This is a genomic window from Streptomyces subrutilus (assembly GCF_001746425.1).
GTDB classification, from domain to species: domain Bacteria; phylum Actinomycetota; class Actinomycetes; order Streptomycetales; family Streptomycetaceae; genus Streptomyces; species Streptomyces subrutilus_A.
This window is the reverse complement of record NZ_MEHK01000001.1, coordinates 1,932,384-1,955,947: the sequence shown is the minus strand read 5'-3', so window position 1 is coordinate 1,955,947 and position 23,564 is coordinate 1,932,384. Positions and strand designations below refer to the sequence as shown.

The following is a 23,564-nucleotide window of genomic DNA, read 5'->3' as shown; positions in this document are numbered from 1 at the left end:
CGCGATGCTCCCGCCCGATGACGGCCTAGCGGGCGGGAGGCGCCAGCAGGGCGCGGACCAGGGCCCGCACGGAGACGAGGAACAGCCGTTCCGGGTCGGCCGGGCGGGCCAGCGCGCGGGCGAGCGCCGGGTCGTGGGGGGCGGCCCCCGGGTCCCGGAGCTCGCTCTCGGCGGGGGACTGGGCCGGGGCGCGCTCGCGGTTGCGCTCGACGAGGAGGAAGCCGACGATCTGGAACTGGATCGCGCGCACCGCGTCGGCCGCCCGGGCGCCGCGCAGGCCCGCGGCGTGCACCTCGTGCACCAGGGCCTGCTGAGCGGGCAGGAACATCCGCTCGGTGAGCCCCCGTTCGTGGACCATCGCGATCAGGTGGGGGCGCTCGCGCAGTTCGTGGCGCAGGGTCCGGGCCACGGACAGGATCCGGTCGGCCGGGGTGCGGCCCTCGGGGCGGATGGCGCCCATCTCCTCGACGGTCCGCCGCACGAGGGCGTCGAGCAGGGATTCGCGGTTGCCGACGTGCCAGTAGATGGAGGTCACCGCGGTGCCCAGCTCGGCGGCCAGTTTGCGCATGGTGAGGGCGGCGGGGCCGTGCTGCTTGACCAGGGAAGCGGCGGCGTCCAGCACCTCGTCGCGGGTCAGCGTGCTTCTGGCCATGGCTCCGGCCCACCTATCTGTCGATCCGTCAGTTCTGGTGCGTGCAGGGGTATTTACCCTTCATCGTCGGCGGTGTAACTGTGTTACAGAACGGACTGGACCCTAGACGAGGGATGGTGCGATTCATGGCACGCGTACGGTACGGAGCGCGGACCGAGGCCGAGATCGCGGCGTCGCGCGAGAAGAGTTCCAAGCTCCCCGACATCTGGTCCACCGGGGTGGTGGCCGTCTGGGAGAGCGACCCGGACGTGGTGGCGGCGGTGCTGCCCCCGCCGCTGGGGCCGGCCGACCGGCCGCTCGTGCGGGCCAACATCAGCAAGGTCGACCTCCCCGGCTACCCCCTCGGCGCCGGCTCGGTAGCCGTCGCCGCCCGGCACGGCGGGGTCGAGGGCTGGTACCCGCTGGTCATGCCGATGACCCACGAGCGCGCCCTGACCGGCGGCCGCGAGGTCTTCGGCGAACCGAAGAAGCTGGGCGAGGTCGCCGTCGAGCGCGAGGGCCTCGTCGTACGGGCCTCCCTCGCCCGGCACGGCATCGCCTTCGTGGAGGTGCGCGGCGCCGTCGACCGCGAGCTGCCGCTGCCCGAGCCCACCCGGAAGACCGACTTCTACTTCAAGTTCCTGCCCGCCGTCGACGGTTCGGGCTTCGACGCCGAACCGGTGCTCGTGCACTGCGTCCGCAACGAGAAGGTCCGCAAGCTGGAGCACATCACCGGTGACGTGGTGCTCCGCGAGTCCATGTTCGACCCCGTCGCCGACCTGCCCGTCCGCCGGATCGTGGAGATCACCATCGGCGAGAAGACCACCGACCAGCAGGGCTTGGTCGTCGAGCGGGTCAGCGCCCAGGCCCTGCTCCCGTACATCCACCAGCGCTACGACGACCCGATGCAGATCCTGGACGGGCCGCCCGAGGGGAGTGTGTGACGTGCGACTCGAACCGGGACAGGTGGCCGTCGTCACCGGAGCCGCCGGCGGGATCGGCCTCGCCATGGCCCGCCGCTTCGCCGCCGAGGGACTGAAGGTCGTCCTCGCGGACGTGGAGGAGGCCGCCCTGCGCAAGGCCGCCGACGACCTCGCCGCGGACGGGGCCCAGGTGCTCGCCAGGCTCGTCGACGTCAGCGACCGCGACTGCGTGCTCTCCCTCGCCGACGCCGCCTACGAGGCCTTCGGCGCGGTCCACGTGCTCTGCAACAACGCGGGCGTCGGCTCGGGCGCCGAGGGCCGGATGTGGGAGCACGAGCCCAACGACTGGAAGTGGGCCTTCTCCGTCAACGTATGGGGGGTCTTCCACGGCATCCAGGCCTTCGTCCCCCGCATGATCGCGGCCGGTGAGCCGGGGCACGTCGTCAACACCTCCTCGGGCGACGGCGGCATCGCCCCGCTCCCCACCGCCTCCGTCTACGCCGTCACCAAGGCGGCCGTGGTCACCATGACCGAATCCCTGTACGCCCACCTCAGGGCGGAGGGCGCCGCCGTCGGCGCCTCCGTCCTCTTCCCCGGGCCGCACATGCTGCGCACCGGGCTGTGGGAGTCCCACCGCAACCGGCCCGAGCGGTACGCGAAGCAGCGCCCGCGCAAGACCCCGTACCGCAGCCTCGACCAGTACGAGGCCGCGATGAAGCAGGCCGGCCACGAGGTGGAGTTCACCCCGGTCGAGGAGGTCGCCGAGCACGTCGTCGACGGCATCCGCGCCGACCGCTTCTGGATGCTGCCGCCGAGCGGGCACAGCGACCGGCAGATCCGCGCCCGGTCGCGGTCGATGCTCGACCGCGCCAACCCCGCCTACCTGGAGAGCTTCATCCTCGACTGAGGAGCGTCCGCCGTGAGTGACACACCTGCCGTGAGCGCCACACCGTACGAAGAGCCGTACCTGATCATCTCCTCCGACTGCCACGCGGGCCTGCCCACCGAGCGCTACCGCCCGTACCTGGACTCCCGCTTCCACCCCCGGTTCGACGAGTTCCTCGGCCAGCGCGACGCCCGGCGCGAGGAGGCCACCCGGCTGGGCGTCCGCAACGAGGCCTTCGCCGAGAAGTGGTTCCACGACCACGAGGAAGGGCTCAAGGGCGGCTGGGACACCGGCCGGCGCCTGAAGGAGCTCGACGGGGACGGGGTGGCCGCCGAGGTCGTCTTCCCCGACGCGGACGCCGTCGACAGCCAGACCGCGGCCCCCTTCGGGGTGGGCCTCGGCCTCTCCGGCGACCAGGACCCCGAACTCGGCATGGCGGGCGCGCAGGCGCACAACCGCTGGCTCGCCGAGTTCGTCTCGCAGAACCCCGAGCGGCACTGCGGTGTCGCCCTGCTGCCCATCACCGGGGAGCCGGACAAGGTCGTCGCCGAGATCCACCGGGCCAAGGATTCGGGGCTCGGCGCGCTGATGATCCCCTCCATGTGGGTGGACAAGGCGCCCTACCACGACCGCCGTTACGACCCGGTCTGGGCGGCCGCCGCCGAGACGGCGATGCCGATCGTGACCCACTCCGGGGCCGCGCCCCGCCACGAGTACGGCGACCACCTCGGCATCTACGTCTCCGAGGTCACCTGGTGGCCCGCCCGGCCCCTGTGGTTCCTGCTCTGGTCCGGGGTCTTCGAACGGCACCCGGGCCTGCGGTTCGGCGTGGCCGAGTCGGGCTGCTGGTGGCTGCCGAACCAGCTGTGGTTCATGGACCGCCTCTACCTCGGCGCCCACGGCGGCAAGAAGCTCTCGCCCTTCGCGGAGCTCAAGCGCCCGCCGAGCGAGTACCTGGACCGGCAGGTGTTCGTCTGCGCCACGAACACCAAGCGCCGGGAACTGGCCCAGCGCTACGAGATCGGCGTGGACAACATCCTGTGGGGCTCGGACTACCCGCACCCCGAGGGCACCTGGCCCGACACCCGGAACTGGCTGCGCAAGACCTTCCACGACATCCCGGTGGCCGAGACCCGCCGGATGCTGGGGCTGGCGGCCGCCGAGGTCTTCGGCTTCGACACGGCGGAGCTCGCACCCGTGGCCCGCCGGATCGGCCCGACCCCGGCCGAGCTGGGCCAGTCCCCGGACCAGGCGGCGGTGGAGGCCTCCTGGGCCCGCTCCCGCGAGGTGGGCCGCCACTGGCTGACGGACAACGAGTTCCCGGTCCTGGGGGTGTCGCGGTGACGGGGGACCGCTACACGGTGATCTCGGCGGACTGCCACGCCGGCGCCGACCTGCTGGACTACAGGCCGTACCTGGAGAAGCGGTACCACGACGAGTTCGACGCCTGGGCCGCCGGCTACGTCAACCCGTACGAGGACCTCCTCGCGGACACGGCCGACCGGAACTGGAACTCGGCGCGCCGCCTGGCGGAGCTGGAGGCCGACGGCATCGTCGCCGAGGTCGTCTTCCCCAACACCATCCCGCCGTTCTTCCCCAACGCCTCCCTGATGGCCCAGCCCCCGACGGCCGCCGAGTACGAGATGCGGTGGGCCGGGCTCCAGGCCCACAACCGCTGGCTGGCGGACTTCTGCGCGGACGCGCCGGGCCGGCGGGCGGGCGTGGCGCAGATCCTCCTCAACGACGTGGACGCGGCGGTGAGGGAGATCCGCCGCACGAAGGAGGCGGGCCTGACGGGCGGCATCCTGCTGCCCGGCGTGCCTCCCGGCTCCGCGGTTCCGGAGCTGTACTCGGCCTCGTACGACCCGATCTGGGCGGTGTGCGCCGAGCTGGACGTGCCGGTCAACCACCACGGCGGTTCGGCCTCGCCGCCCCTGGGGGACGAACCCGCCGCCCGCGCGGTGTTCATGGTGGAGACCACCTGGTTCTCGCACCGCGCCCTGTGGCACCTCATCTTCGGCGGCGCCTTCCGCCGCCACCCGGGCCTCAAGCTGGTCCTGACGGAGCAGGGCTCCGGCTGGATCCCGGGCGTGCTGGAGATGCTGGACTACTACCACGGCCGGCTGGTGGCGGCCTCCGCCACGGCCGAGTCCAAGTTCGGGGCGGGGCTCGCCGATTCCATGGGCAAGGGCCCGGGCGAGGTCTGGCGCGACAACTGCTTCGTGGGGGCGAGCTTCATGCGACCCCACGAGGTCCCGCTGCGGGAGCGGATCGGCCTCGACAAGATCATGTGGGGCAGCGACTACCCCCACGACGAGGGCACGACCCCGTTCTCCCGCGAGGGCCTGCGCATCGCCTACGCGGGCCTGCCGCGGGCCGAGGTCGCCGCGATGGCCGGCGGCAACGCGGCCCGCGTCTACGGCTTCGACCTCGCCCGCCTGGGTGAGATCGCCGCCGAGGTCGGCCCGCTGGTCACGGAGATAGCCGAACCGCTGACCGAGGTCCCGCCGCAGGCCACCAGCCCGGCCTTCGCGAAGGGGGGCTCGGTCCGGGTCTGGTGACGTGTCCCGCCGGGGCGGTCCACGGCACGGACGTGATCCGCCCCGGGGGAGCCGCCGGGCGCCGAGCGGTTCGGGCGGCCCCTCCCCGAACCGTCGGTAACCCCAATGGATACCGATCGGTAACAACCCCTAGCGGCACCCCTGAGGCCGCCTCTATGGTGCGCACATGCCGAACCTGCCCGATGTCGTGCTGTGGTCCATACCCGCCTTCGTGCTGCTCACCGTCATCGAGGTGGTCAGCTACCGGCTCCATCCCGACGAGGACGCCGCCGGGTACGACACCAAGGACGCGGTCACGAGCGTCACGATGGGGCTCGGCAGCATCGGGTTCGACCTGCTCTGGAAGATCCCGGTCGTCGCGGTGTTCACCGCGGTCTACGAACTCACCCCGCTGCGGGTGCCGTTCCTGTGGTGGACCCTGCTGCTGATGCTGCTCGTCCAGGACTTCCTCTACTACTGGCAGCACCGCCTGCACCACGTCATCCGCATCCTGTGGGCCTGCCACGTGGTCCACCACAGCAGCCGGCGGTTCAACCTGACCACCGCCCTGCGCCAACCCTGGACCAGCGCCACGACGTGGTGGTTCTACCTGCCGATGGTGGCCCTCGGCGTGCACCCCGCGGCGATCCCGTTCTGCTACGGGATCAACCTGCTGTACCAGTTCTGGGTGCACACCGAGCGCATCGGGAAACTGCCCCGCGCCTACGAGTACGTGTTCAACACCCCCTCCCACCACCGCGTCCACCACGCCTCCCAGGGCGGGTACCTGGACCGCAACTTCGGCGGGATCCTGATCGTCTGGGACCGGATGTTCGGCTCCTGGGTGGGGGAGACGGAGCGGCCCGTCTACGGGCTCACCAAGAACATCGGCACCCACAACCCGCTGCGCGTGGCCACCCACGAGTACGCCGCCATCGCCCGTGACGTGCGTGCCGCGAGCAGCTGGCGCGAGCGCGCCGGGCGGGTGTTCCGCGGCCCCGGCTGGCAGCCCGCACCGCCCGCCGCCACCGCTGTCGCCGCTGCTCCCGAAGCCACCGGCGCCGCCGGCCCGTCGGCTGCCGCTCCCGCCTCCGAAGCCACGGGCGCCGCCGCGCCCGCGCCCGCCGCGCCCGCGCCCGCCTCCGCCCCGGAGTCGGAGCACGCCGCGTGAGCGCCGCCGAGTCCCGTACGCCGTCCTGGGCCCGCCCCGTACCCGCCGGAGGCCCCGGCGGCGGCGCCGCCTCCCGGGTGCTGCTCGGCGCCTTCGCCGCGGCCGCCGCCGTCGACCTCGGCTCGCTGCTCGCCGACTGGCACCTCGGGCACGTCCTCGCCAAACCGCTGCTGATGCCGCTGCTCGTGGCGTACGTGATCACGCGCGGCGCCCCCCGCCTGCTGGTCGCCGCCCTGCTGTTCGGCTGGGGCGGGGACCTCGCCCTGCTCTTCGACGCCGAGGCCGCCTTCCTGATCGGCATGGGCTCCTTCGCCGTCGGGCACGTCTGCTACCTCGTGCTCTTCGGCCGGCGCCCGGCCAACCCGCTGCTCGGCGGTGCGTACCTGCTCGCCCTCCTCGGCACCATCGGCCTGATGTGGCCGGACCTCCCGGCCGATCTGCGCGTCCCGGTCGCCGGCTACAGCCTGCTGCTCACGGCGATGGCCTTCCGCTCCAGCGCCCTCGGCCTGCGGGCCGGGATCGGCGGGGCGCTGTTCCTGATCTCGGACACGCTCATCGCGACAGGGGTCGCCGACTGGCCGCAGCTGCCCCGGCCCGACTTCTGGATCATGGCGACCTACCTGGCCGCCCAGTACCTGCTGGCCACCGGCGCACTCACCCGGACGCAGGCGTACGGTAGGCAGGTCCTACAAGACTGAACGACCCCCTAGCCGGAGGACTGCACCACCATGCGCGCCACCGTCATCCACGCCCCGCACGACATCCGCGTGGAGGAGGTGCCCGACGCCGCGATCCAGCGCCCCGAGGACGCCGTCGTCCGCGTCCTGCGTGCCTGCATCTGCGGCAGCGACCTGTGGGCCTACCGCGGCGAAGCCGCCCGCCAACCCGGCCAGCGGATCGGCCACGAGTTCCTCGGCGTGGTCGAGGAGACCGGCTCCGCCGTCTCCGGCCTGCGCGCCGGGGACCTGGTCGTCGCGCCCTTCATGTGGTCCGACGGCACCTGCGACTTCTGCTCCGAGGGCCTGTACACCTCCTGTGCGCACGGCGGCTTCTGGGGCTCGGTCGGCCACGACGGCGGCCAGGGCGAGGCCGTCCGCGTGCCCCACGCCGACGGCACCCTGGTGAAGCTGCCCGCCGAGGCGGTCTCCGACGACCACTTGCTGACGGGCCTGCTGGCGCTCTCCGACGTCATGGGCACCGGCCACCACGCCGCGCTGGGCGCCGGCGTGCGCAAGGGTTCCACGGTCGCCGTCGTCGGTGACGGCGCCGTCGGCCTGTGCGGCGTCCTCGCCGCCAAGCGCCTCGGTGCCGAGCGGATCATCGCGCTGGGCCGGCACGCCGTCCGTACGGACATCGCCAAGCTCTTCGGGGCCACCGACGTCGTCGCCGAGCGCGGGGAAGCCGCCGAGGCGGCCGTCCGCGAGCTCACCGGCGGCCAGGGCGCCCATGCCGTCATCGAGGCGGTCGGCACGGAGCAGTCCATGCGCACCGCCGTGAACATCACCCGCGACGGCGGGGCCATCGGCTACGTCGGCGTGCCGCACGGCAGCGGCACCGGACTCGACCTCGGCGTGATGTTCGACCGCAACATCACCCTGCGCGGGGGCGTGGCCCCGGTCCGCGCCTACATCCCGGAGCTGCTCGAGGACGTGCTCAGCGGAGCCGTCGACCCGTCGCCGGTCTTCGACCGGGCCGTGTCCCTGGACGAGGTCCCGGACGGCTATCGCGCGATGGACGACCGCAGTGCGCTCAAGGTGCTGATCACGCCCTGACGAGCGGTACGCGTAAGGGCCGGGCGGGGATGGTCCCCGCCCGGCCCTTCCGTGTCTCAGCCGGTTACTTGACGGCCTTCAGCGCGTCGACCACGCCGTAGCCGTAGTAGCCCGTCTGGCCCCACTTGCTCTCGCAGGTGGTGGCGTCGACGAGGGTGCCCGCGCTGTCGTAGATCTGCGCCGGGCAGGGGGCCTTCGTGGCCTGGCTCTTGAGCATCGCCTGGAGCTGCGAGGGCGTGGCCGACGGGTGGGCGCTCTTGAGGAGCGCCGCGACGCCCGCGACGTGCGGGGCGGCCATCGAGGTGCCCTGCTTGTAGCCGTACCCGCCGCCCAGGACGGTGGACAGCACGCGGCCGTTCGCGTCCGGCGTGGCCGGTATCTGCCACTTGTCGCCACCCGGGCCGGCGACGTCCACGACGCCCAGGCCGTAGCTGGAGTAGTACGAGCGCAAGCCCTGGTCGCCGGTCGCCGAGACCGTCACCACACCCGGCAGCTGGGTGGGCAGGTCCAGGCAGACCTTGGGGTCGATGGTGCGCGGCCCGGGGGTGGTGTCGTTCGGGCTGGAGTCGTCCAGGATCGAGTCCCCGGCGAGGTCGTGGTTGGAGTTGCCGGCCGAGGCCACGTGGAGCGTGCCCTTGCGCTCGGCGTACTTGGTGGCCCGCCCGATGGCCTCCACCAGCGCCTTCTGGTCGTCGTCCGACTTGCAGTTGTAGAGCCAGGGGTCGACGTAGTAGCTGTTGTTGGTCACCTCGATCCCCTTCTCGGCGGCGAACATGAAGCCGCAGACGACCGCCTCGGTGAAGAAGAGGCTGGTCCCGGGTTCGCTCACCTTGATCGCGGCGATCTTGACGCCGGGCGCGACACCGCTGACGCCGATGCCGTTGCGCGGGGCGGCGATGGTGCCGGCCACGTGGGTGCCGTGGTCGCTGCCGTCCGCGTACGGGCGCCAGGCGCCCTCCGAGGTGTCCGCGACACCGCCGACGCAGTTGGCCGACTGCTCCTTGGAGAAGTTCGGCGCGAGATCGGGGTGAGTGTCATCGACACCTGTGTCGATGACGCCCACGGTGACGTCCTGGCTGCCATCGTTGATCTTGTGAGCCTGGTCGGCCTTGATCGTCCGCAGATCCCACTGGTTGGGCTCCAGCGGCTCCTGACCCTCCTGGGCCGCCGCGGCCGCCTTGGCGGCGTCCGCCGCGCTCAGCTGCTGCGTGGTGCCCTCGTCGGTCGTCTGCACCGCCTGGAGGGGGGCCGTACGGGTGGCGCCGACCGAGACGAACAGGCCGCGGTTGGCGCGCAGCTGCTTGGCGAAGTCGGGGTTCTGGGAGTGCGCGACGATGACCCCGATCTGCTCATAGGCCGTCACCACCGTACCGCCGGCCCGCTCGATGGCCTGCTTCGCCGCCTTCACCGTGGCATAGGCGTTGAGGTTCGCCACGTACGACAGCTTGGGGCCGTTGGTCTGCGCCCTCGAAGCCGTGGCCGCGTCCGCCGTGTTGCCCAGCGGTGCGGCCGAGGCCGAGACCGAGGGCAGGAAGGCGAGCGACGCGGTGAGCGCCAGGCCGACCGGTACGGCGAGAGCACGCCGGCGGCCGGATCCCAGATGAGCCATGGGTTCTCCACATCATCCTTGAAAAGAAGCCCGTCCGGACGTGGTCACGGCGGACGGGTTCATGACATGTGGAACCTAGTGCCGGTGTTCCCCATTCCGCCATGAGTTCGAGAAATCAGTTTCCAAAGAAGCGCCAGGTGTTGAACCGTCCCGACGCGCCGGCCGTGCCGATGACAGGGGGCGTCAGCACCACCGTCCCCCGCACGGAGGTTGTTTTGTCCGTCGTCCCCACCGCACCCGCGTCACAAGGAGAGCCCCCCGTGACCACCGAAGCAGCGCCGCCGCCCGGCAGCACGGGAACGCCCCAGGCGAGTCCCGCCCCCACGGCCGAAGAGTTCGCGGCCGTCCAGCAGAGCGCCGAGTTCGTCGAACTGCGCCGCTCCTACCGGTCCTTCGCCTTCCCGCTCACCGTGGCCTTCATCGTCTGGTACCTGCTCTACGTGCTGCTGTCGAGCTACGCGGGCGGCTTCATGGGGACCAAGCTCTTCGGCAACATCAACGTCGCCTTCGTGCTCGGCCTCGCCCAGTTCGCGACCACCTTCCTGATCGCCTGGCTGTACTCGCGGCACGCGGCCGCCAAACTCGACCCCAAGGCCTCGGCCATCAAGGCGCGGATGGAGGGCGGCAAGTGAGCGGCACCCTCCACCTCACCACGACCGCGGCGATGACGATGGGCGCCGGCGCCTCCGAGCACCGCCCGCTGATCATCACCCTGTTCGGCCTGTTCGTCGTCGCCACCCTGATCATCACGATCCGGGCCGGCCGCCAGACCAAGGACGCCGCCGACTTCTACGCCGGCGGCCGCCAGTTCACCGGCTTCCAGAACGGCCTCGCCATCTCCGGCGACTACATGTCCGCCGCGTCCTTCCTCGGCATCGCCGGAGCCATCGCCCTCTTCGGCTACGACGGCTTCCTCTACTCCATCGGCTTCCTCGTCGCCTGGCTGGTGGCGCTGCTGCTCGTCGCCGAGCCGCTGCGCAACTCCGGCCGCTACACGATGGGCGACGTCCTCGCGTACCGGATGCGCCAGCGGCCCGTCCGTACCGCCGCGGGCGCCTCCACCATCGTGGTGTCGATCTTCTACCTGCTCGCCCAGATGGCCGGAGCCGGCGTGCTCGTCTCGCTGCTCCTCGGCATCACCAGCGACGGCGGCAAGGTCGCGGTCGTCGCGCTGGTCGGCGTCCTGATGATCGTCTACGTGACGATCGGCGGGATGAAGGGCACCACCTGGGTCCAGATGATCAAGGCCGTCCTGCTCATCGCGGGCGCCCTGCTGATCACCTTCCTGGTGCTGGTGAAGTTCAACTTCAACATCTCCACGCTGCTCGGACAGGCCGCCGAGAACAGCGGCCAGGGCACCAAGTTCCTCGAGCCGGGGCTCAAGTACGGCAAGGACTCGCTCACCAAGCTGGACTTCATCTCGCTGGGCCTGGCCCTGGTCCTCGGCACCGCAGGTCTGCCGCACATCCTGATCCGCTTCTACACCGTCCCCACCGCCAAGGCCGCCCGCAAGTCCGTGAACTGGGCCATCGGCATCATCGGCGCCTTCTACCTGATGACCATCGCCCTCGGCTTCGGCGCCGCGGCGCTGCTCAACCGGGACGACATCCTGGCCTCGAACAAGGCGGGCAACACCGCGGCCCCGCTGCTCGCCCAGGAGATCGGCGGCGGCGCGGGCTCCACCGGCGGCGCGATCCTGCTCGCCGTGATCTCCGCGGTCGCCTTCGCCACCATCCTCGCCGTGGTCGCGGGCCTCACCCTCGCCTCGTCCTCGTCCTTCGCGCACGACCTGTACGTCAACGTCATCCGCAAGGGCCAGGCCACCGAGAAGGAGGAGGTGCGCGCGGCCCGCTGGTCCACCGTGGTCATCGGCGCCGTCGCCATCGGCCTCGGCGCCCTCGCCCGCGACCTGAACGTCGCCGGCCTGGTCGCCCTCGCCTTCGCCGTCGCCGCGTCGGCCAACCTGCCGACCATCCTCTACAGCCTCTTCTGGAAGCGCTTCAGCACCCAGGGCGCCCTCTGGTCCATCTACGGCGGCCTGATCTCGGCGGTCGGCCTGGTGCTGTTCTCCCCGGTCGTCTCCGGGAAGCCCACCTCGATGTTCAAGGACGCCGACTTCTACTGGTTCCCGCTGGAGAACCCGGGCATCATCTCCATCCCGCTCGGCTTCCTGCTGGGCTGGCTGGGCACCGTCCTGTCCAAGGAGAAGGCGGATCCGCAGAAGTTCGCCGAGCTGGAGGTCCGCTCCCTCACCGGAACGGGCGCTCACTGACATCACACGAACACCCAGGGTGGCCGCGTCGTACTTCCGTACGACGCGGCCACACCGCGTCTCGTCCGTTCGGGGACCCCTGGATGTAACAGGCGTCGCGTAGGCTCAAATCATCTAACCTCTACGGATCCGGACAGGGGAGGGGGCCCACAGTGCTTCTCGACACCTACGGCCGCGTGGCCACTGACCTGCGCGTCTCGCTCACCGACCGGTGCAATCTCCGCTGTACCTACTGCATGCCCGAAGAGGGGCTGCAGTGGCTGGGAAAGTCCGATCTGCTCAGTGACGACGAGATCGTCCGGCTGGTCCGCATCGCCGTCACCCGGCTCGGCATCACCGAGGTCCGCTTCACCGGCGGCGAGCCGCTGCTCCGTCCCGGCCTGGTCGGGATCGTCGAGCAGTGCGCGGCCCTGGAGCCGCGCCCCAAGATGTCGCTGACCACCAACGGCATCGGCCTCAAGCGCACCGCGCAGGCCCTCAAGGCCGCCGGCCTCGACCGAGTGAACGTTTCGCTGGACACCCTGCGGCCCGAGGTCTTCAAGACCCTCACCCGCCGCGACCGGCACAAGGACGTCATCGAGGGCATGGCCGCGGCCCGCGCGGCCGGCCTGACCCCCGTCAAGGTCAACGCCGTGCTGATGCCCGGGCTGAACGACGACGAGGCTCCCGACCTGCTGGCCTGGGCCGTGGAGAACGAGTACGAGCTCCGCTTCATCGAGCAGATGCCCCTCGACGCCCAGCACGGCTGGAAGCGCGAGGGGATGATCACCGCCGGGGACATCCTCCAGTCCCTGCGGACCCGCTTCACCCTCACCGAGGAGGGCGCCGACGAACGCGGCTCCGCCCCGGCCGAGCGCTGGGTGGTCGACGGCGGCCCGGCCACCGTCGGCGTCATCGCCTCGGTCACCCGCCCCTTCTGCGGAGCCTGCGACCGTACCCGGCTGACGGCCGACGGCCAGGTCCGTACGTGCCTGTTCGCCACCGAGGAGTCGGACCTGCGGGCCGCGCTGCGCTCGGGCGCCCCGGACGAGGAGATCGCCCGGCTGTGGAAGGTGGCGATGTGGGGGAAGAAGGCCGGTTCCGGTCTTGACGACCCGTCCTTCCTCCAGCCCGAGCGCCCCATGTCCGCGATCGGCGGCTAGGAGCGGGGCCGGCCCGGCCTCGACCGGCAGGACCCTCCCGGGTCCGGTCCGGTCCGGTCCGGCCCGCAGGCGCGGCCCGGGCGCCCGGCCGGTCAGCGTGCGCGCTCCGAGCCCTCCGGCTGCACCCACTCGCCGAGTTTCACCACGTCCTTGAGGAACCCGCGGACGCCCAGGAACTGCGAGAGATGTTCGCGGTGCTCCTCGCACGCCAGCCAGGTCTTGCGCCGCTCGGGCGTGTGGAGCGTCGGGTTGTTCCACGCCAGCACCCAGACGGCCGCGTCGCGGCAGCCCTTGGCGGAACAGGTGGGGGTCTCGGTCTCAGGGGAGGTCACGCCTCAACCCTACAAACCGCCCGAGCGGAAGGGCGACGCCGAGCAGCCACGGGGGGAGCTGCCCGGCGTCGGTCCGTCGCTCCGACGGGGGATGCGGAGCGCGTAGGCAGTATGTCACGCAGGACCCGGTACGGTGCACCGGAACTTCATGATTGATCTGAGCTTTTCCTGAGGTTTCCCGCCTCCAGTGCGGGCAGCACCGGAGCCGGAATGAAGTGCGAGGGCAGCGAGGGCGCCGACTCGCGCCCCGCGTTCGCGATGACCACGGCCACGTAGGGCAGCAGGGCCCCCGCGACCAGCGTCACGATCGCCACCGGCCGCTGCACGTTCCACAGCAGCACCGTCGCGATGACCGACAGGGTCCTGATGATCATCGAGATCACGTAGCGGCGCTGACGGCCCCGGACGTCCTCGGCGAGGCTCATCCGCGCGCCGGTGATCCGGAAGACCTCGGCCCCGTTCCGCTTCTGTCGCTTCGTCCGTTCCATGCTCCACCACCGATCACCCGCCGGACGCTCCCCGGCCCGGACCCCTTCCACGGTACGCCGCCTCCCCGGCCGCGAGGAGAGGGGGCTCCCCCGAACGGTGCCGCCCGAAATGCGCGGTACGCCGAACCCGCCGAGACTGGGCCCACGTGCGCACAACGCGCCAGGAGGAGGCTCGACATGCACTGGTTGTGGGCGATCATCGTTGGTTTCGTGCTGGGCCTGATCGCCCGCGCGATCCTGCCGGGCAAGCAGCACCAGCCGCTGTGGCTGACCACGCTCATGGGCATCATCGGCGGCGTCCTCGGCAACGCCGTCGCCACCTGGATCGGGGTCGCGGACACCCGGGGCATCGACTGGACGCGCCACCTGCTCCAGCTCGTCGGCGCGGTCGTCCTCGTCGCGCTCGGCGAGATGCTCTACAAGGCGATGCGGGGCCGCAGGCACGAGATGACCTAGCGCGCGTCCCGGAACGCGGTGGAGGGACCGGCCGGACCATGTCCGTACCGGCCCCTCCGCCGTGTTTCCGTGCCGGGCGTCCGCCCCGGAGCCGTCAGGCGCCGGTGACCTCGACCGCCGCCAGGTTCTTCTTGCCGCGGCGCAGCACCAGCCAGCGCCCGTGCAGCAAATCCTCCTTCGCGGGGACCGCGTCCTCGGCCGTCACCTTCACGTTGTTCACGTAGGCGCCGCCCTCCTTCACGGTCCGCCGGCCGGCCGACTTGCTGGCGACCAGGCCGGTCTCCGCCAGCAGGTCCACCACCTGGCCGAGCTCCGCCACCCGGGCCTGCGGCAGCTCCGACAGGGCCGCGGCCAGCGTGGCCTCGTCCAGCTCCGCCAGATCGCCCTGCCCGAACAGCGCCTTCGACGCGGCGATCACGGCCGCGCACTGGTCGGCGCCGTGCACCAGCGTGGTCAGCTCCTCCGCCAGCGCCCGCTGCGCGGCGCGCGCCTGCGGCCGCTCGGCGGTCTGCGCCTCCAGCGCCTCCAGCTCCTCACGGCTCTGGAAGGACAGGATCCGCATGTAGGTGGAGATGTCCCGGTCGTCCACGTTCAGCCAGAACTGGTAGAACGCGTACGGCGTGGTCATCTGCGGGTCCAGCCAGACGGCCCCGCCCTCGGTCTTGCCGAACTTGGTGCCGTCCGCCTTGACCATCAGCGGGGTCGCCATCGCGTGCACCACCGCGCCCGGCTCGACCCGGTGGATCAGGTCGAGGCCGGCCGTCAGGTTGCCCCACTGGTCGGAGCCGCCCTGCTGGAGGACGCAGCCGTGGCGCCGGTACAGCTCCAGGAAGTCCATGCCCTGGAGCAGCTGGTAGCTGAACTCCGTGTAGCTGATGCCCTGGTCGGACTCCAGCCGCTTGGCCACCGAGTCCTTCGTCAGCATCTTGTTGACGCGGAAGTGCTTGCCGATGTCCCGCAGGAACTCGATGGCGGACATGCCCGCCGTCCAGTCCAGGTTGTTGACCAGGACCGCCGCGTTCTCGCCCTCGAAGGACAGGAACGGCTCGATCTGCGACCGCAGCCGGTTCACCCACTCCGCGATGACCGCGGGATCGTTCAGGGTCCGCTCGGCCGTCGGGCGCGGGTCGCCGATCTGCCCGGTGGCCCCGCCGACCAGAGCCAGCGGCCGGTTTCCGGCCAGCTGGAGCCGGCGCATGGTGAGCACCTGGACCAGGTGCCCCACGTGCAGCGAGGCCGCGGTCGGGTCGTAGCCGCAATAGAACGTGACGGGACCGTCCGCGAAGGCCTTGCGCAGCGCTTCTTCGTCCGTGGACTGGGCGAAGAGCCCGCGCCACTTCAGTTCGTCGACGATGTCCGTCACGGTCTCTCGACTCCTTACGTTCTGTGGAAATGCCGTGCTCAGTCTAGGTGGGTCAGACGCCCTTGCTCACCGAACTCATGTTGAAGTCCGGGATGCGGACAGCGGGCATCGCGGCGCGCGTGAACCAGTCGCCCCATTCGCGCGGCAGCGTCTTCTCGGTGCGGCCCGCCTCCGAGGCCCGCGACAGCAGGTCCACCGGGGACTCGTTGAACCGGAAGTTGTTCACCGCGCCCGTGACCTGCCCGTTCTCCACCAGGTACACGCCGTCCCGGGTCAGGCCCGTGAGTAGCAGGGTGGCCGGATCGACCTCGCGGATGTACCAGAGACAGGTGAGCAGCAGCCCCCGCTCGGTACCGGCGACCATCTCCTCCAGCGACCTGTCGCCGCCGCCGTCCAGGATCAGGTTCCCGAAGGCCGGGGACAGCGGCAGGTCCGTCAGCGCGGCGCTGTGCCGGGTCGTGGTGAGGCGGGCCAGCTCGCCCTCCCGGATCCACTCGGTCGCCGGGACCGGCAACCCGTTGTCGAACACCGAGGCGTCGTCCCCGGAGCTGTGCGCGATGACGAACGGGGCGGACTCCAGGCCCGGCGCGTTCGGGTCGCTGCGCAGGGTGAGCGGGAGCTCGGACAGCCGCTCGCCGACCCGGGTGCCGCCGCCGGGCTTGGAGAAGACCGTCCGGCCCTCCGCCGCGTCCCGGGCCGCCGCCGACCACATCTGGTAGATCAGCAGGTCCGCCACGGCCGTGGGCGGCAGCAGGGTCTCGTACCGCCCGGCGGGCAGGTCGATCTTCCGCTCGGCCCAGCCCAGGCGCACGGCGAGCTCCGCGTCCAGGACGGTCGGGTCCACGTCCTTGAAGTCGCGGGTGGCGCGGCCCGCCCAGGCGGAGCGCTGCCGGTCCGGGGACTTGGCGTTGAGCTCCAGGGTGCCCTTGGGCTGGTCGTGGCGCAGCCGCAGGCCCGTGGAGGTACCGACGTACGTGGAGACCAGCTCGTGGTTGGCGAAGCCGTACAGCTCGCGGCCGCCCGCGCGGGCCCGGGCGAAGGCCTCGCCGAGCGCCGGGGCGAAGTCCGCGAACACCGCCGAGGAGGTCTCGGCCGGGGCGTCGGTGAAGTCCGGCGAGGCCGGGGTGCCGGTCACCAGCGGCTGGGCGTCCTCGGCGGGGCCGGCCCCGCGGGCGGCCGCCTCGGCGGCGCGCACCAGCGGCTCCAGGTCCGCGGCGGTGACGGCGCTGCGCGAGACGACCCCCGAGGCCGTCCCCTCCCTGCCCTCGACCGTGGCGATGACCGTGAGGCTCCGGCCGCGGGTGACGCCGTTGGTGGTGAGCGCGTTGCCCGCCCAGCGCAGGTTGGCGGTGGACTGCTCGTCGGCGATGACGACGCACCCGTCGGCGGTGGACAGCTCCAGGGCCCGCTCGACGATCTCGTGGGGCTTGGTCGATCGAATCGATGAGGTCATCGTCCGGCCTCCTGCGTGGTGTTCAGGATGTTCACGTCGCGGAAAAGGGCGGACGGGCAGCCGTGCGAGACCGACGCGACCTGGCCCGGCTGGGCCTTTCCGCAGTTGAAGGCGCCGCCCAGGACATAGGTCTGCGGGCCGCCGACCTTCTCCATCGAGCCCCAGAAGTCGGTGGTCGTGGCCTGGTACGCGACATCGCGCAGCTGCCCGGCCAGCCGGCCGTTCTCGATGCGGAAGAACCGCTGGCCGGTGAACTGGAAGTTGTAGCGCTGCATGTCGATCGACCAGGAGCGGTCGCCGACCACGTAGATGCCCCGCTCCACCCCGCCGATCAGGTCCTCGGTGGACAGGCCGCCCGGGTCCGGCTGGAGCGACACGTTCGCCATGCGCTGGACGGGCACGTGCCCGGGGGAGTCGGCGTAGGCGCAGCCGTTGGAGCGGCCGAGGCCGGTCAGCTTCGCGATCCGCCGGTCCAGCTGGTACCCGACCAGGGTGCCGTCCTTGACCAGGTCCCAGCTCTGCGCCTCGACGCCCTCGTCGTCGTAGCCGATGGTGGCCAGGCCGTGCTCGGCGGTGCGGTCACCCGTCACGTTCATGATCGGTGAGCCGTACTTGAGCGAGCCGAGCTGGTCGAAGGTGGCGAAGGAGGTCCCCGCGTACGCCGCCTCGTAGCCCAGCGCCCGGTCGAGCTCGGTGGCGTGGCCGATGGACTCGTGGATGGTGAGCCACAGGTTGGAGGGGTCCACCACCAGGTCGTAGCGCCCGGCCCGGACGCTCGGCGCCTTCATCTTCTCGGCGAGCAGGCCGGGGATCTGCTCCAGCTCGGAGTTCCAGTCCCAGCCGGTGCCCGTCAGGTACTCCCAGCCGCGGCCGGCCGGGGGCGCGATGGTGCGCATCGAGTCGAACTCGCCGGTGGTGGCGTTGACGGCGACCGCCGTGAGCTGCGGGTGGATGCGGACCCGCTGCTGCGTGGTGGTGGTGCCCGAGGTGTCCGCGTAGAACTTGTTCTCGTGCACGGCCAGCAGCGAGGCGTCCACGTGCGCGACCCCGTCGGCCGCCAGCAGCCGCGAGCTCCAGTCGGCGAGCAGCGCCGCCTTCTCCGCGTCCGCCACCTCGAAGGGGTCCACGTCGTAGGCGGAGATCCACGTGCGGTCGGCGTGCACCGGCTCCTCGGCGAGCTCGACCCGCTCGTCGGAACCGGCGGCCTTGATCACCTGGGCGGACAGCTTGGCCATGGCCACGGCCTGCGAGGCCACCTTGGCGGCGGCGTCCATGGTCAGGTCCACACCGGAGGCGAACCCCCAGCTGCCCCCGTGCACCACCCGGACCGCGAACCCGAGGTCGGTGGTGTCGGACCCTCCGGAGGGCTTGGCGTCGCGCAGCCGCCAGGAGGCGCTGCGGATCCGCTCCAGCCGGAAGTCGGCATGCTCGGCGCCCAGCGCGCGGGCCCGGGCGAGCGCCGCGTCGGCGAGCGCCCGCAAGGGAAGCGCGGTGAAGGCCGCGTCGATGGAATGGGGCACGGAATTCCTCCCGAAGTCGGGGCCGGTCTCCCCGATCATGTCGCGACCGGGGCTGTCGTGCCTACACCTTTCTGTAGGGATTCGACAGAGCCCGTCCCAAGGCCCTGTCGGAGGTCGATTCTCCGTACGAGGGGTGCGGCCTATAGGTTTTCGGTATTCAGACCGCTAGCGAAAGGGTGATCCGTTGAGCCGCTCGGTTCTCGTCACCGGAGGTAACCGGGGCATCGGCCTCGCCATCGCCCGCGCCTTCGCGGAGGCCGGAGACAAGGTCGCGATCACGTACCGGTCCGGGGAGCCGCCGCAGGCGCTCACCTCGATCGGCGTTCTGGCGGTCCGGTGCGACATCACCGACTCCGAGCAGGTGGAGCAGGCCTACAAGCAGATCGAGGAAGCGCACGGCGCTGTCGAGGTGCTGGTGGCCAACGCGGGCATCACCAAGGACACGCTGCTGATGCGGATGTCCGAGGAGGACTTCTCCTCGGTCGTCGACACCAACCTCACCGGCACCTTCCGGGTGGTCAAGCGCGCCAACCGCGGCATGCTCCGTGCCAAGAAGGGCCGCGTCGTCCTGATCTCCTCGGTCGTCGGACTGCTGGGCTCGGCGGGCCAGGCCAACTACGCCGCCTCCAAGGCCGCGCTGGTCGGCTTCGCCCGGTCGCTCGCCCGCGAGCTGGGCTCCCGCAACATCACCTTCAACGTGGTCGCCCCCGGCTTCGTCGACACGGACATGACCAAGGTCCTGACCGACGAGCAGCGCGCGGGCATCGTGGGCCAGGTGCCGCTCGGCCGCTATGCGCAGCCCGAGGAGATCGCGGCGGCCGTGAGTTTCCTGGCGTCCGACGACGCCGCGTACATCACCGGAGCCGTCATTCCCGTTGACGGCGGATTGGGCATGGGTCACTGATCACCATGAGCGGAATTCTCGAGGGCAAGCGCGTCCTCATCACCGGCGTGCTGATGGAGTCCTCCATCGCGTTCCACGTCGCCAAGCTCGCCCAGGAGCAGGGCGCCGAGGTCATCCTCACGGCGTTCCCGCGGCCGACGCTGACCGAGCGCATCGCCCGCAAGCTGCCCAAGCCCGCCAAGGTGATCGAGCTCGACGTCACCAACCAGGAGCACCTGGACCGGCTGGAGGCGCTCGTCCGCGACGAGCTCGGCGGTCTCGACGGTGTCGTCCACTCCATCGGCTTCGCGCCGCAGGACGCCCTCGGCGGCAACTTCCTGAACACGCCGTTCGAGTCGGTCGCCACCGCCATGCACGTCTCGGCGTTCTCGCTGAAGTCGCTGACCATGGCCTGCAAGCCGCTCTTCCCGCACGAGGGGGCGGCCGTCGTCGGCCTCACCTTCGACGCGCAGTTCGCCTGGCCGCAGTACGACTGGATGGGCCCGGCCAAGGCCGCGCTGGAGGCCACCAGCCGCTACCTCGCCCGCGACCTGGGCAAGGAGAACATCCGCTGCAACCTGGTCTCGGCCGGGCCGATCGGCTCCATGGCCGCGAAGTCCATCCCGGGCTTCGGCGAGCTGGCGGACGTCTGGAACTCCCGCTCGATGCTGGAGTGGGACATGAGCGACCCGGAGCCGGCCGGCCGCGGCGTCGTCGCGCTGCTGTCGGACTGGTTCCCGAAGACGACCGGCGAGATCGTCCACGTGGACGGCGGCCTGCACGCGATGGGTGCCTGACGGCACGCGCGTCCGTACGGCGGCGGCCGCGCCTCCCTTTCCGGAGGCGCGGCCGCCGCCGTTTGCGCGTGTTCGATCGGATGTTCACCGGCTGATCGGATCGCCCCGAGTCGAAAACCCGGACAGATGCCTGCAAACTGACCCAGTCGGGATCTTCTCGGCTGCTGCGGGGAGGAGGTACGGGATTGCGTGCGAGAGCGAGCGGAGCGGTATCGCTGCTGGTCACCTCGGTGGTCCTGACCGCAATCCTGGGTCCGGGCGCCCTCGCGCGGACCGCGCCCGACGAGCCCGCACCCGCCCCCGAGGCCGTGGCCCCGGCCGTGGTGGACCTCGCCGAGATCCCCGCCGAGCCGCCCGTGCAGCCTGCGCGGACCCCCGCCCAGGACCTGTTCGGCGCCGACTGCGACACCGAGATCAGCGGTTCGACGGTGACGGCGTTCTGCCACAACCGCTACCTGCGGACCGACCTGGTGCGGCTGCACGTCGAGTGCGACCGCTGGTGGGACGTGGACGGCGACAGCGCCGCCGTGGCCGTCGGCCCGGCCGGGCGCGTGGAGCTCGCCGGCCGCTGCTGGAAGGAGGTCCGCTCGGCCTGGGTCAGCCACCAGCGGTCGTGAACGGACCTGACCGGCGGCGGTGTCAGCCGGCGGCCTCGCCGAGGCAGGCGAAGGGATAGCCGGCCGCCTCCGAGGCGGCCGTGTCCCCGTCCCCCCGCCGGATCGCCTCGATCAGCCGGGCGTGGTCCAGGTGCGCGGAGGGGTGCAGCTCCGTGCCGACGTCCGCCCGCAGCCAGTCGGCCACCAGGTCGCCCAGGTCCGCGTACAGCTCGATCAGCACGTCGTTGTGCGAGGCCGTGACCACCGCCATGTGCAGGCTCACGTCCGCCGCGACGAACACCTCCGCGTCCCCGCTCGCCCAGGCCTCCTCGCGCCGTGCGAGCAGCGCGTCCAGCTGAACGAGGTCCCGCTCGGTCCGCCGCTCCGCCGCCAGCCGGGCCGCCGAGGACTCCAGCGTCGAGCGCAGCTCCGCGATGTGCCGCGGCTCCGCCCCGGCGAAGCGCCGGTGCATCACGCCGGCCAGCTCGCTGGTGGCGATCACGTACGTACCCGAGCCCTGCCGGATGTCGAGCAGGCCGTTGTGCGCGAGCGCCCGCACGGCCTCGCGCACGGTGTTGCGCGCGACGCCGAGCAGCTCCACCAGCTCCGGCTCGGTCGGGATGCGGGAGCCGACCGGCCACTCGCCGGAGGTGATCTGGTTCCGCAGCTCGGCGATCACCTGGTCGACGAGCGCGGAGCGCCGGGGTGAGGTCAGCGGCATGGGTCTCCCTCTAGGACGACTGGACAACCAATCATCCCATGATTCTATGATGGTGGAATGTCCGACGATGAAACCAAGATCCTCGACCGCCCCGCCGCGGGCCGCAAGCCCGCGCCGCAGGACACCGGCGAGTCCGGAGCCGCGGCCGCCGCCCCGGCCGCCCCGCGCGGACCCGCGCAGCCGGCCTGGCTCGGGCCGGTCCTCATCGTCGGCATCGTGCTCGCCGCGCTCAACCTGCGGCCCGCCATCACCAGCCTCGGCGCCCTCTTCGAGGAGACCCGCACCGGCCTCGGCATGAGCGGCACCGTGGCCGGACTGATCACCTCCGTCCCCGCCCTCTGCTTCGCCGTCTTCGGCGTCACCGCGCCTCGGCTCTCCCGCCGCTTCGGCCCGGCCGCCGTGATCTGCGCCGGCATGGCCGCCGTCGCCGCGGGCCTGCTGATCCGCCCCTTCGCGGACGGCGCCGCCGCCTTCCTCGCCGCCAGCGCCCTGTCCCTGGCCGGCATAGCCCTGACCAACGTCCTGCTCCCGGTGATCGTCAAGCGCTACTTCCCGGACCGGGTCGGCACCATGACCGGCCTGTACTCCATGGCGCTGGCCGCCGGCACCTCGCTCGCCGCCGCCGCGACCGTCCCGCTCACCGGAGCCCTCGGCGGCAGCTGGCGCACCGGCCTGCTGATGTGGGCCCTGCTCGCGCTGGTGGCCGTACTGCCCTGGCTGCCCGTCGCCCGCGCCTCCCGGCGCGCCGCCCGGGCCGAGCGCGCCGCGGCCGCCGACTCCGGCGAAGGGGCCGGCGTACGGGCCGACACCGGCCCGCGCATCGTCCGCAGCCGCACCGCCTGGGCCCTGGCCTGCTACTTCGGACTCCAGGCCACCGGCGCGTACGTCACCATGGGCTGGCTCCCGCAGATCTTCCGCGACGCCGGCGTCTCCGCATCCACCGCCGGAGTGCTGCTCGCCGTCACCATGGTCATGGGCGTGCCGCTCGCCTTCGTCATCCCCGGCCTCGCCGGCCGGATGAGGAACCAAGGCCTCATGGCCGCCGTCCTCGGCCTCGTCGGCCTCACCGGCTACCTCGGCCTCTACCTCGCCCCCGCCGGCGGCGCCTGGCTCTGGGCGCTCCTGCTCGGCGTCTCCAACTGCGCCTTCCCCCTGGTCATCACCCTGATCGGGCTGCGCGCCAAGTCCCCGGCCGGAGTCGTCAAGCTCTCCGCCTTCGCCCAGAGCACCGGCTACCTCATCTCCATCCCCGGCCCCCTGGTCATCGGCACCCTCTACCAGCACAGCGGCGGCTGGGACCTGCCGCTGGCCCTGATGGCCGGGCTGCTCGTCCCGCAGATCGCCCTCGGAATCCTGGCCGGCCGGGACCGCACGATCGAGGACGAATGCGGCATGCGAGACTGACCGCATGTCGCCCGTACTTGAACCGAACCCGCAGAACGGCCGCAAGAAGCTCGGCCTCGTCTTCGGCGCGATGATCGCCGTGACCGTGATCATCGCCGTCATCGCGACGATCGCCTCCCCCTGACGGGCAGGCGGGGTGGGGATAACCCCACCCACCCCTAGGGGGTCAGGGTCAGGGTCGACTGGGGTGTGACCCGGATGGGTACCGCCCCTTCGAATCCATAGATTCGAAGGAGCGAGCCCGTCCCGTCGGCACCCCGGAGGCGGCCATGTCGGCCCCCACGCACACCCGCACCGCTCCGCCCGGCCCCCATGCCGCGGCCGGCCCCCGTGCCGTCACCGGCCCCCGTGCCGTGCCCGGCCCCCGTGCCGCCACCGGCCGACGCGCCGCGACCCGCGCCCGGCACGGCGCCGACGCCCGCCTGCACTGGTGGGCGCTGGCCCTGCCCGCCCTCGCCTTCGGCCTGCTCCTGCTCCTCCTCGCCGGATCCGCCGAGGCCCACGCCGCCACCGGCGAGGCCACCGGGCTGCTCCACGTCACCCAGCAGCTGCTGCGCGCCGTCGGCTGACCTGGCGTACGCCGGGGTGCGCCGGGCCGTGTCCCA

25 protein-coding genes are annotated in these 23,564 nt (G+C 71.8%); 17 read left to right on the top strand and 8 right to left on the bottom strand.

Features of this window, described 5'->3' with window-relative positions:
* Positions 1–25: 25 nt before the first annotated feature.
* Positions 26–652: a TetR/AcrR family transcriptional regulator gene (locus tag BGK67_RS09825; protein WP_069919716.1), complete on the bottom strand. Its 627-nt coding sequence runs from the start codon at positions 650–652 to the stop codon at positions 26–28.
* Positions 653–777: 125 nt separating this feature from the next.
* Between BGK67_RS09825 and BGK67_RS09820 the strand changes: the two genes are divergently transcribed.
* The 7 genes from BGK67_RS09820 to BGK67_RS09790 all read left to right on the top strand — a co-directional run bounded on the left by BGK67_RS09820 (position 778) and on the right by BGK67_RS09790 (position 7,923).
* Positions 778–1,575 (top strand): acetoacetate decarboxylase family protein, encoded by a 798-nt coding sequence (locus tag BGK67_RS09820; protein ID WP_069919715.1) that lies wholly within the window; start codon positions 778–780, stop codon positions 1,573–1,575.
* A gap of 1 nt (position 1,576) precedes the next feature.
* A complete protein-coding gene (locus BGK67_RS09815) occupies positions 1,577–2,461 on the top strand; it encodes an SDR family NAD(P)-dependent oxidoreductase (protein ID WP_069919714.1) in 885 nt (294 codons plus the stop codon).
* Between the two features lie 12 nt (positions 2,462–2,473).
* Positions 2,474–3,784 (top strand): amidohydrolase family protein, encoded by a 1,311-nt coding sequence (locus BGK67_RS09810; protein ID WP_244291182.1) that lies wholly within the window; start codon positions 2,474–2,476, stop codon positions 3,782–3,784.
* The gene (locus BGK67_RS09805) at positions 3,781–5,001 is read left to right on the top strand and encodes an amidohydrolase family protein (RefSeq protein WP_069919712.1); all 1,221 of its coding nucleotides are present in this window, start codon (positions 3,781–3,783) and stop codon (positions 4,999–5,001) included. Before BGK67_RS09810 ends, BGK67_RS09805 begins: the two co-directional genes overlap by 4 nt.
* Before the next feature lie 166 nt (positions 5,002–5,167).
* Entirely contained in the window at positions 5,168–6,151 is a 984-nt protein-coding gene (locus BGK67_RS09800) for a sterol desaturase family protein (protein ID WP_069919711.1), read from the top strand.
* Positions 6,148–6,849: a lysoplasmalogenase gene (locus BGK67_RS09795; RefSeq protein WP_069919710.1), complete on the top strand. Its 702-nt coding sequence runs from the start codon at positions 6,148–6,150 to the stop codon at positions 6,847–6,849. The genes BGK67_RS09800 and BGK67_RS09795 overlap by 4 nt, the downstream gene beginning before the upstream one ends.
* A 30-nt stretch (positions 6,850–6,879) precedes the next feature.
* A complete protein-coding gene (locus tag BGK67_RS09790) occupies positions 6,880–7,923 on the top strand; it encodes a zinc-dependent alcohol dehydrogenase family protein (protein ID WP_069919709.1) in 1,044 nt (347 codons plus the stop codon).
* Between the two features lie 64 nt (positions 7,924–7,987).
* Here BGK67_RS09790 and BGK67_RS09785 read toward each other — a convergent pair whose 3' ends face one another.
* Positions 7,988–9,532 carry a S8 family serine peptidase gene (locus BGK67_RS09785; RefSeq protein ID WP_069919708.1) on the bottom strand — a complete coding sequence of 515 codons (1,545 nt, stop codon included), beginning with the start codon at positions 9,530–9,532 and terminating at the stop codon, positions 7,988–7,990.
* Positions 9,533–9,792: 260 nt separating this feature from the next.
* On the opposite strand from BGK67_RS09785, the gene BGK67_RS09780 reads away from it, so the two are divergent.
* From BGK67_RS09780 to moaA, 3 genes are all read left to right on the top strand, one after another.
* Positions 9,793–10,164, top strand: coding sequence for a DUF485 domain-containing protein (locus BGK67_RS09780; protein WP_069919707.1), 372 nt, complete (start codon positions 9,793–9,795; stop codon positions 10,162–10,164).
* A 32-nt stretch (positions 10,165–10,196) separates the two neighbouring features.
* On the top strand, positions 10,197–11,804 hold the full coding sequence (locus BGK67_RS09775) for a solute symporter family protein (RefSeq protein ID WP_069923748.1): 1,608 nt from the start codon (positions 10,197–10,199) through the stop codon (positions 11,802–11,804).
* A gap of 152 nt (positions 11,805–11,956) precedes the next feature.
* A complete protein-coding gene (moaA, locus tag BGK67_RS09770; protein WP_069919706.1) occupies positions 11,957–12,946 on the top strand; it encodes a GTP 3',8-cyclase MoaA in 990 nt (329 codons plus the stop codon).
* A gap of 92 nt (positions 12,947–13,038) precedes the next feature.
* On the opposite strand, the gene BGK67_RS09765 is transcribed toward moaA, so the two are convergent.
* Positions 13,039–13,278, bottom strand: coding sequence for a hypothetical protein (locus BGK67_RS09765; protein ID WP_069919705.1), 240 nt, complete (start codon positions 13,276–13,278; stop codon positions 13,039–13,041).
* 146 nt (positions 13,279–13,424) lie between these two features.
* Complete coding sequence (locus tag BGK67_RS09760) at positions 13,425–13,766, bottom strand: DUF3099 domain-containing protein (RefSeq protein WP_069919704.1); 342 nt, start codon at positions 13,764–13,766, stop codon at positions 13,425–13,427.
* Positions 13,767–13,943: 177 nt separating this feature from the next.
* On the opposite strand from BGK67_RS09760, the gene BGK67_RS09755 reads away from it, so the two are divergent.
* Positions 13,944–14,222 (top strand): GlsB/YeaQ/YmgE family stress response membrane protein, encoded by a 279-nt coding sequence (locus BGK67_RS09755; RefSeq protein WP_069919703.1) that lies wholly within the window; start codon positions 13,944–13,946, stop codon positions 14,220–14,222.
* Positions 14,223–14,316: 94 nt separating this feature from the next.
* Here the strand turns inward: BGK67_RS09755 and tyrS are convergent, their stop codons facing one another.
* The 3 genes from tyrS to BGK67_RS09740 are packed head-to-tail and all read right to left on the bottom strand — an operon-like array spanning position 14,317 to position 18,597.
* On the bottom strand, positions 14,317–15,585 hold the full coding sequence (gene tyrS, locus BGK67_RS09750; RefSeq protein WP_069919702.1) for a tyrosine--tRNA ligase: 1,269 nt from the start codon (positions 15,583–15,585) through the stop codon (positions 14,317–14,319).
* Between the two features lie 52 nt (positions 15,586–15,637).
* On the bottom strand, positions 15,638–17,038 hold the full coding sequence (locus BGK67_RS09745; protein ID WP_069919701.1) for a metallopeptidase TldD-related protein: 1,401 nt from the start codon (positions 17,036–17,038) through the stop codon (positions 15,638–15,640).
* Positions 17,035–18,597, bottom strand: a complete 1,563-nt coding sequence (locus BGK67_RS09740) for a TldD/PmbA family protein (RefSeq protein ID WP_432215431.1) — start codon at positions 18,595–18,597, stop codon at positions 17,035–17,037. Before BGK67_RS09740 ends, BGK67_RS09745 begins: the two co-directional genes overlap by 4 nt.
* A gap of 145 nt (positions 18,598–18,742) precedes the next feature.
* On the opposite strand from BGK67_RS09740, the gene fabG reads away from it, so the two are divergent.
* The 3 genes from fabG to BGK67_RS41180 all read left to right on the top strand — a co-directional run bounded on the left by fabG (position 18,743) and on the right by BGK67_RS41180 (position 20,855).
* Positions 18,743–19,462: a 3-oxoacyl-[acyl-carrier-protein] reductase gene (gene fabG, locus BGK67_RS09735; protein WP_069919700.1), complete on the top strand. Its 720-nt coding sequence runs from the start codon at positions 18,743–18,745 to the stop codon at positions 19,460–19,462.
* 5 nt (positions 19,463–19,467) lie between these two features.
* Positions 19,468–20,238, top strand: a complete 771-nt coding sequence (gene fabI, locus BGK67_RS09730) for an enoyl-ACP reductase FabI (protein ID WP_069919699.1) — start codon at positions 19,468–19,470, stop codon at positions 20,236–20,238.
* A 185-nt stretch (positions 20,239–20,423) separates the two neighbouring features.
* The gene (locus tag BGK67_RS41180; protein ID WP_432215430.1) at positions 20,424–20,855 is read left to right on the top strand and encodes a hypothetical protein; all 432 of its coding nucleotides are present in this window, start codon (positions 20,424–20,426) and stop codon (positions 20,853–20,855) included.
* A gap of 22 nt (positions 20,856–20,877) precedes the next feature.
* Here BGK67_RS41180 and BGK67_RS09720 read toward each other — a convergent pair whose 3' ends face one another.
* Entirely contained in the window at positions 20,878–21,555 is a 678-nt protein-coding gene (locus BGK67_RS09720; RefSeq protein ID WP_069919698.1) for a FadR/GntR family transcriptional regulator, read from the bottom strand.
* A 57-nt stretch (positions 21,556–21,612) separates the two neighbouring features.
* On the opposite strand from BGK67_RS09720, the gene BGK67_RS09715 reads away from it, so the two are divergent.
* The 3 genes from BGK67_RS09715 to BGK67_RS09710 all read left to right on the top strand — a co-directional run bounded on the left by BGK67_RS09715 (position 21,613) and on the right by BGK67_RS09710 (position 23,528).
* Complete coding sequence (locus BGK67_RS09715) at positions 21,613–22,959, top strand: CynX/NimT family MFS transporter (protein ID WP_069919697.1); 1,347 nt, start codon at positions 21,613–21,615, stop codon at positions 22,957–22,959.
* 4 nt (positions 22,960–22,963) lie between these two features.
* Positions 22,964–23,083, top strand: a complete 120-nt coding sequence (locus tag BGK67_RS40715) for an SGM_5486 family transporter-associated protein (protein WP_279628666.1) — start codon at positions 22,964–22,966, stop codon at positions 23,081–23,083.
* Positions 23,084–23,228: 145 nt separating this feature from the next.
* On the top strand, positions 23,229–23,528 hold the full coding sequence (locus tag BGK67_RS09710; RefSeq protein WP_432215429.1) for a hypothetical protein: 300 nt from the start codon (positions 23,229–23,231) through the stop codon (positions 23,526–23,528).
* The last annotated feature ends 36 nt before the right edge of the window (positions 23,529–23,564 follow it).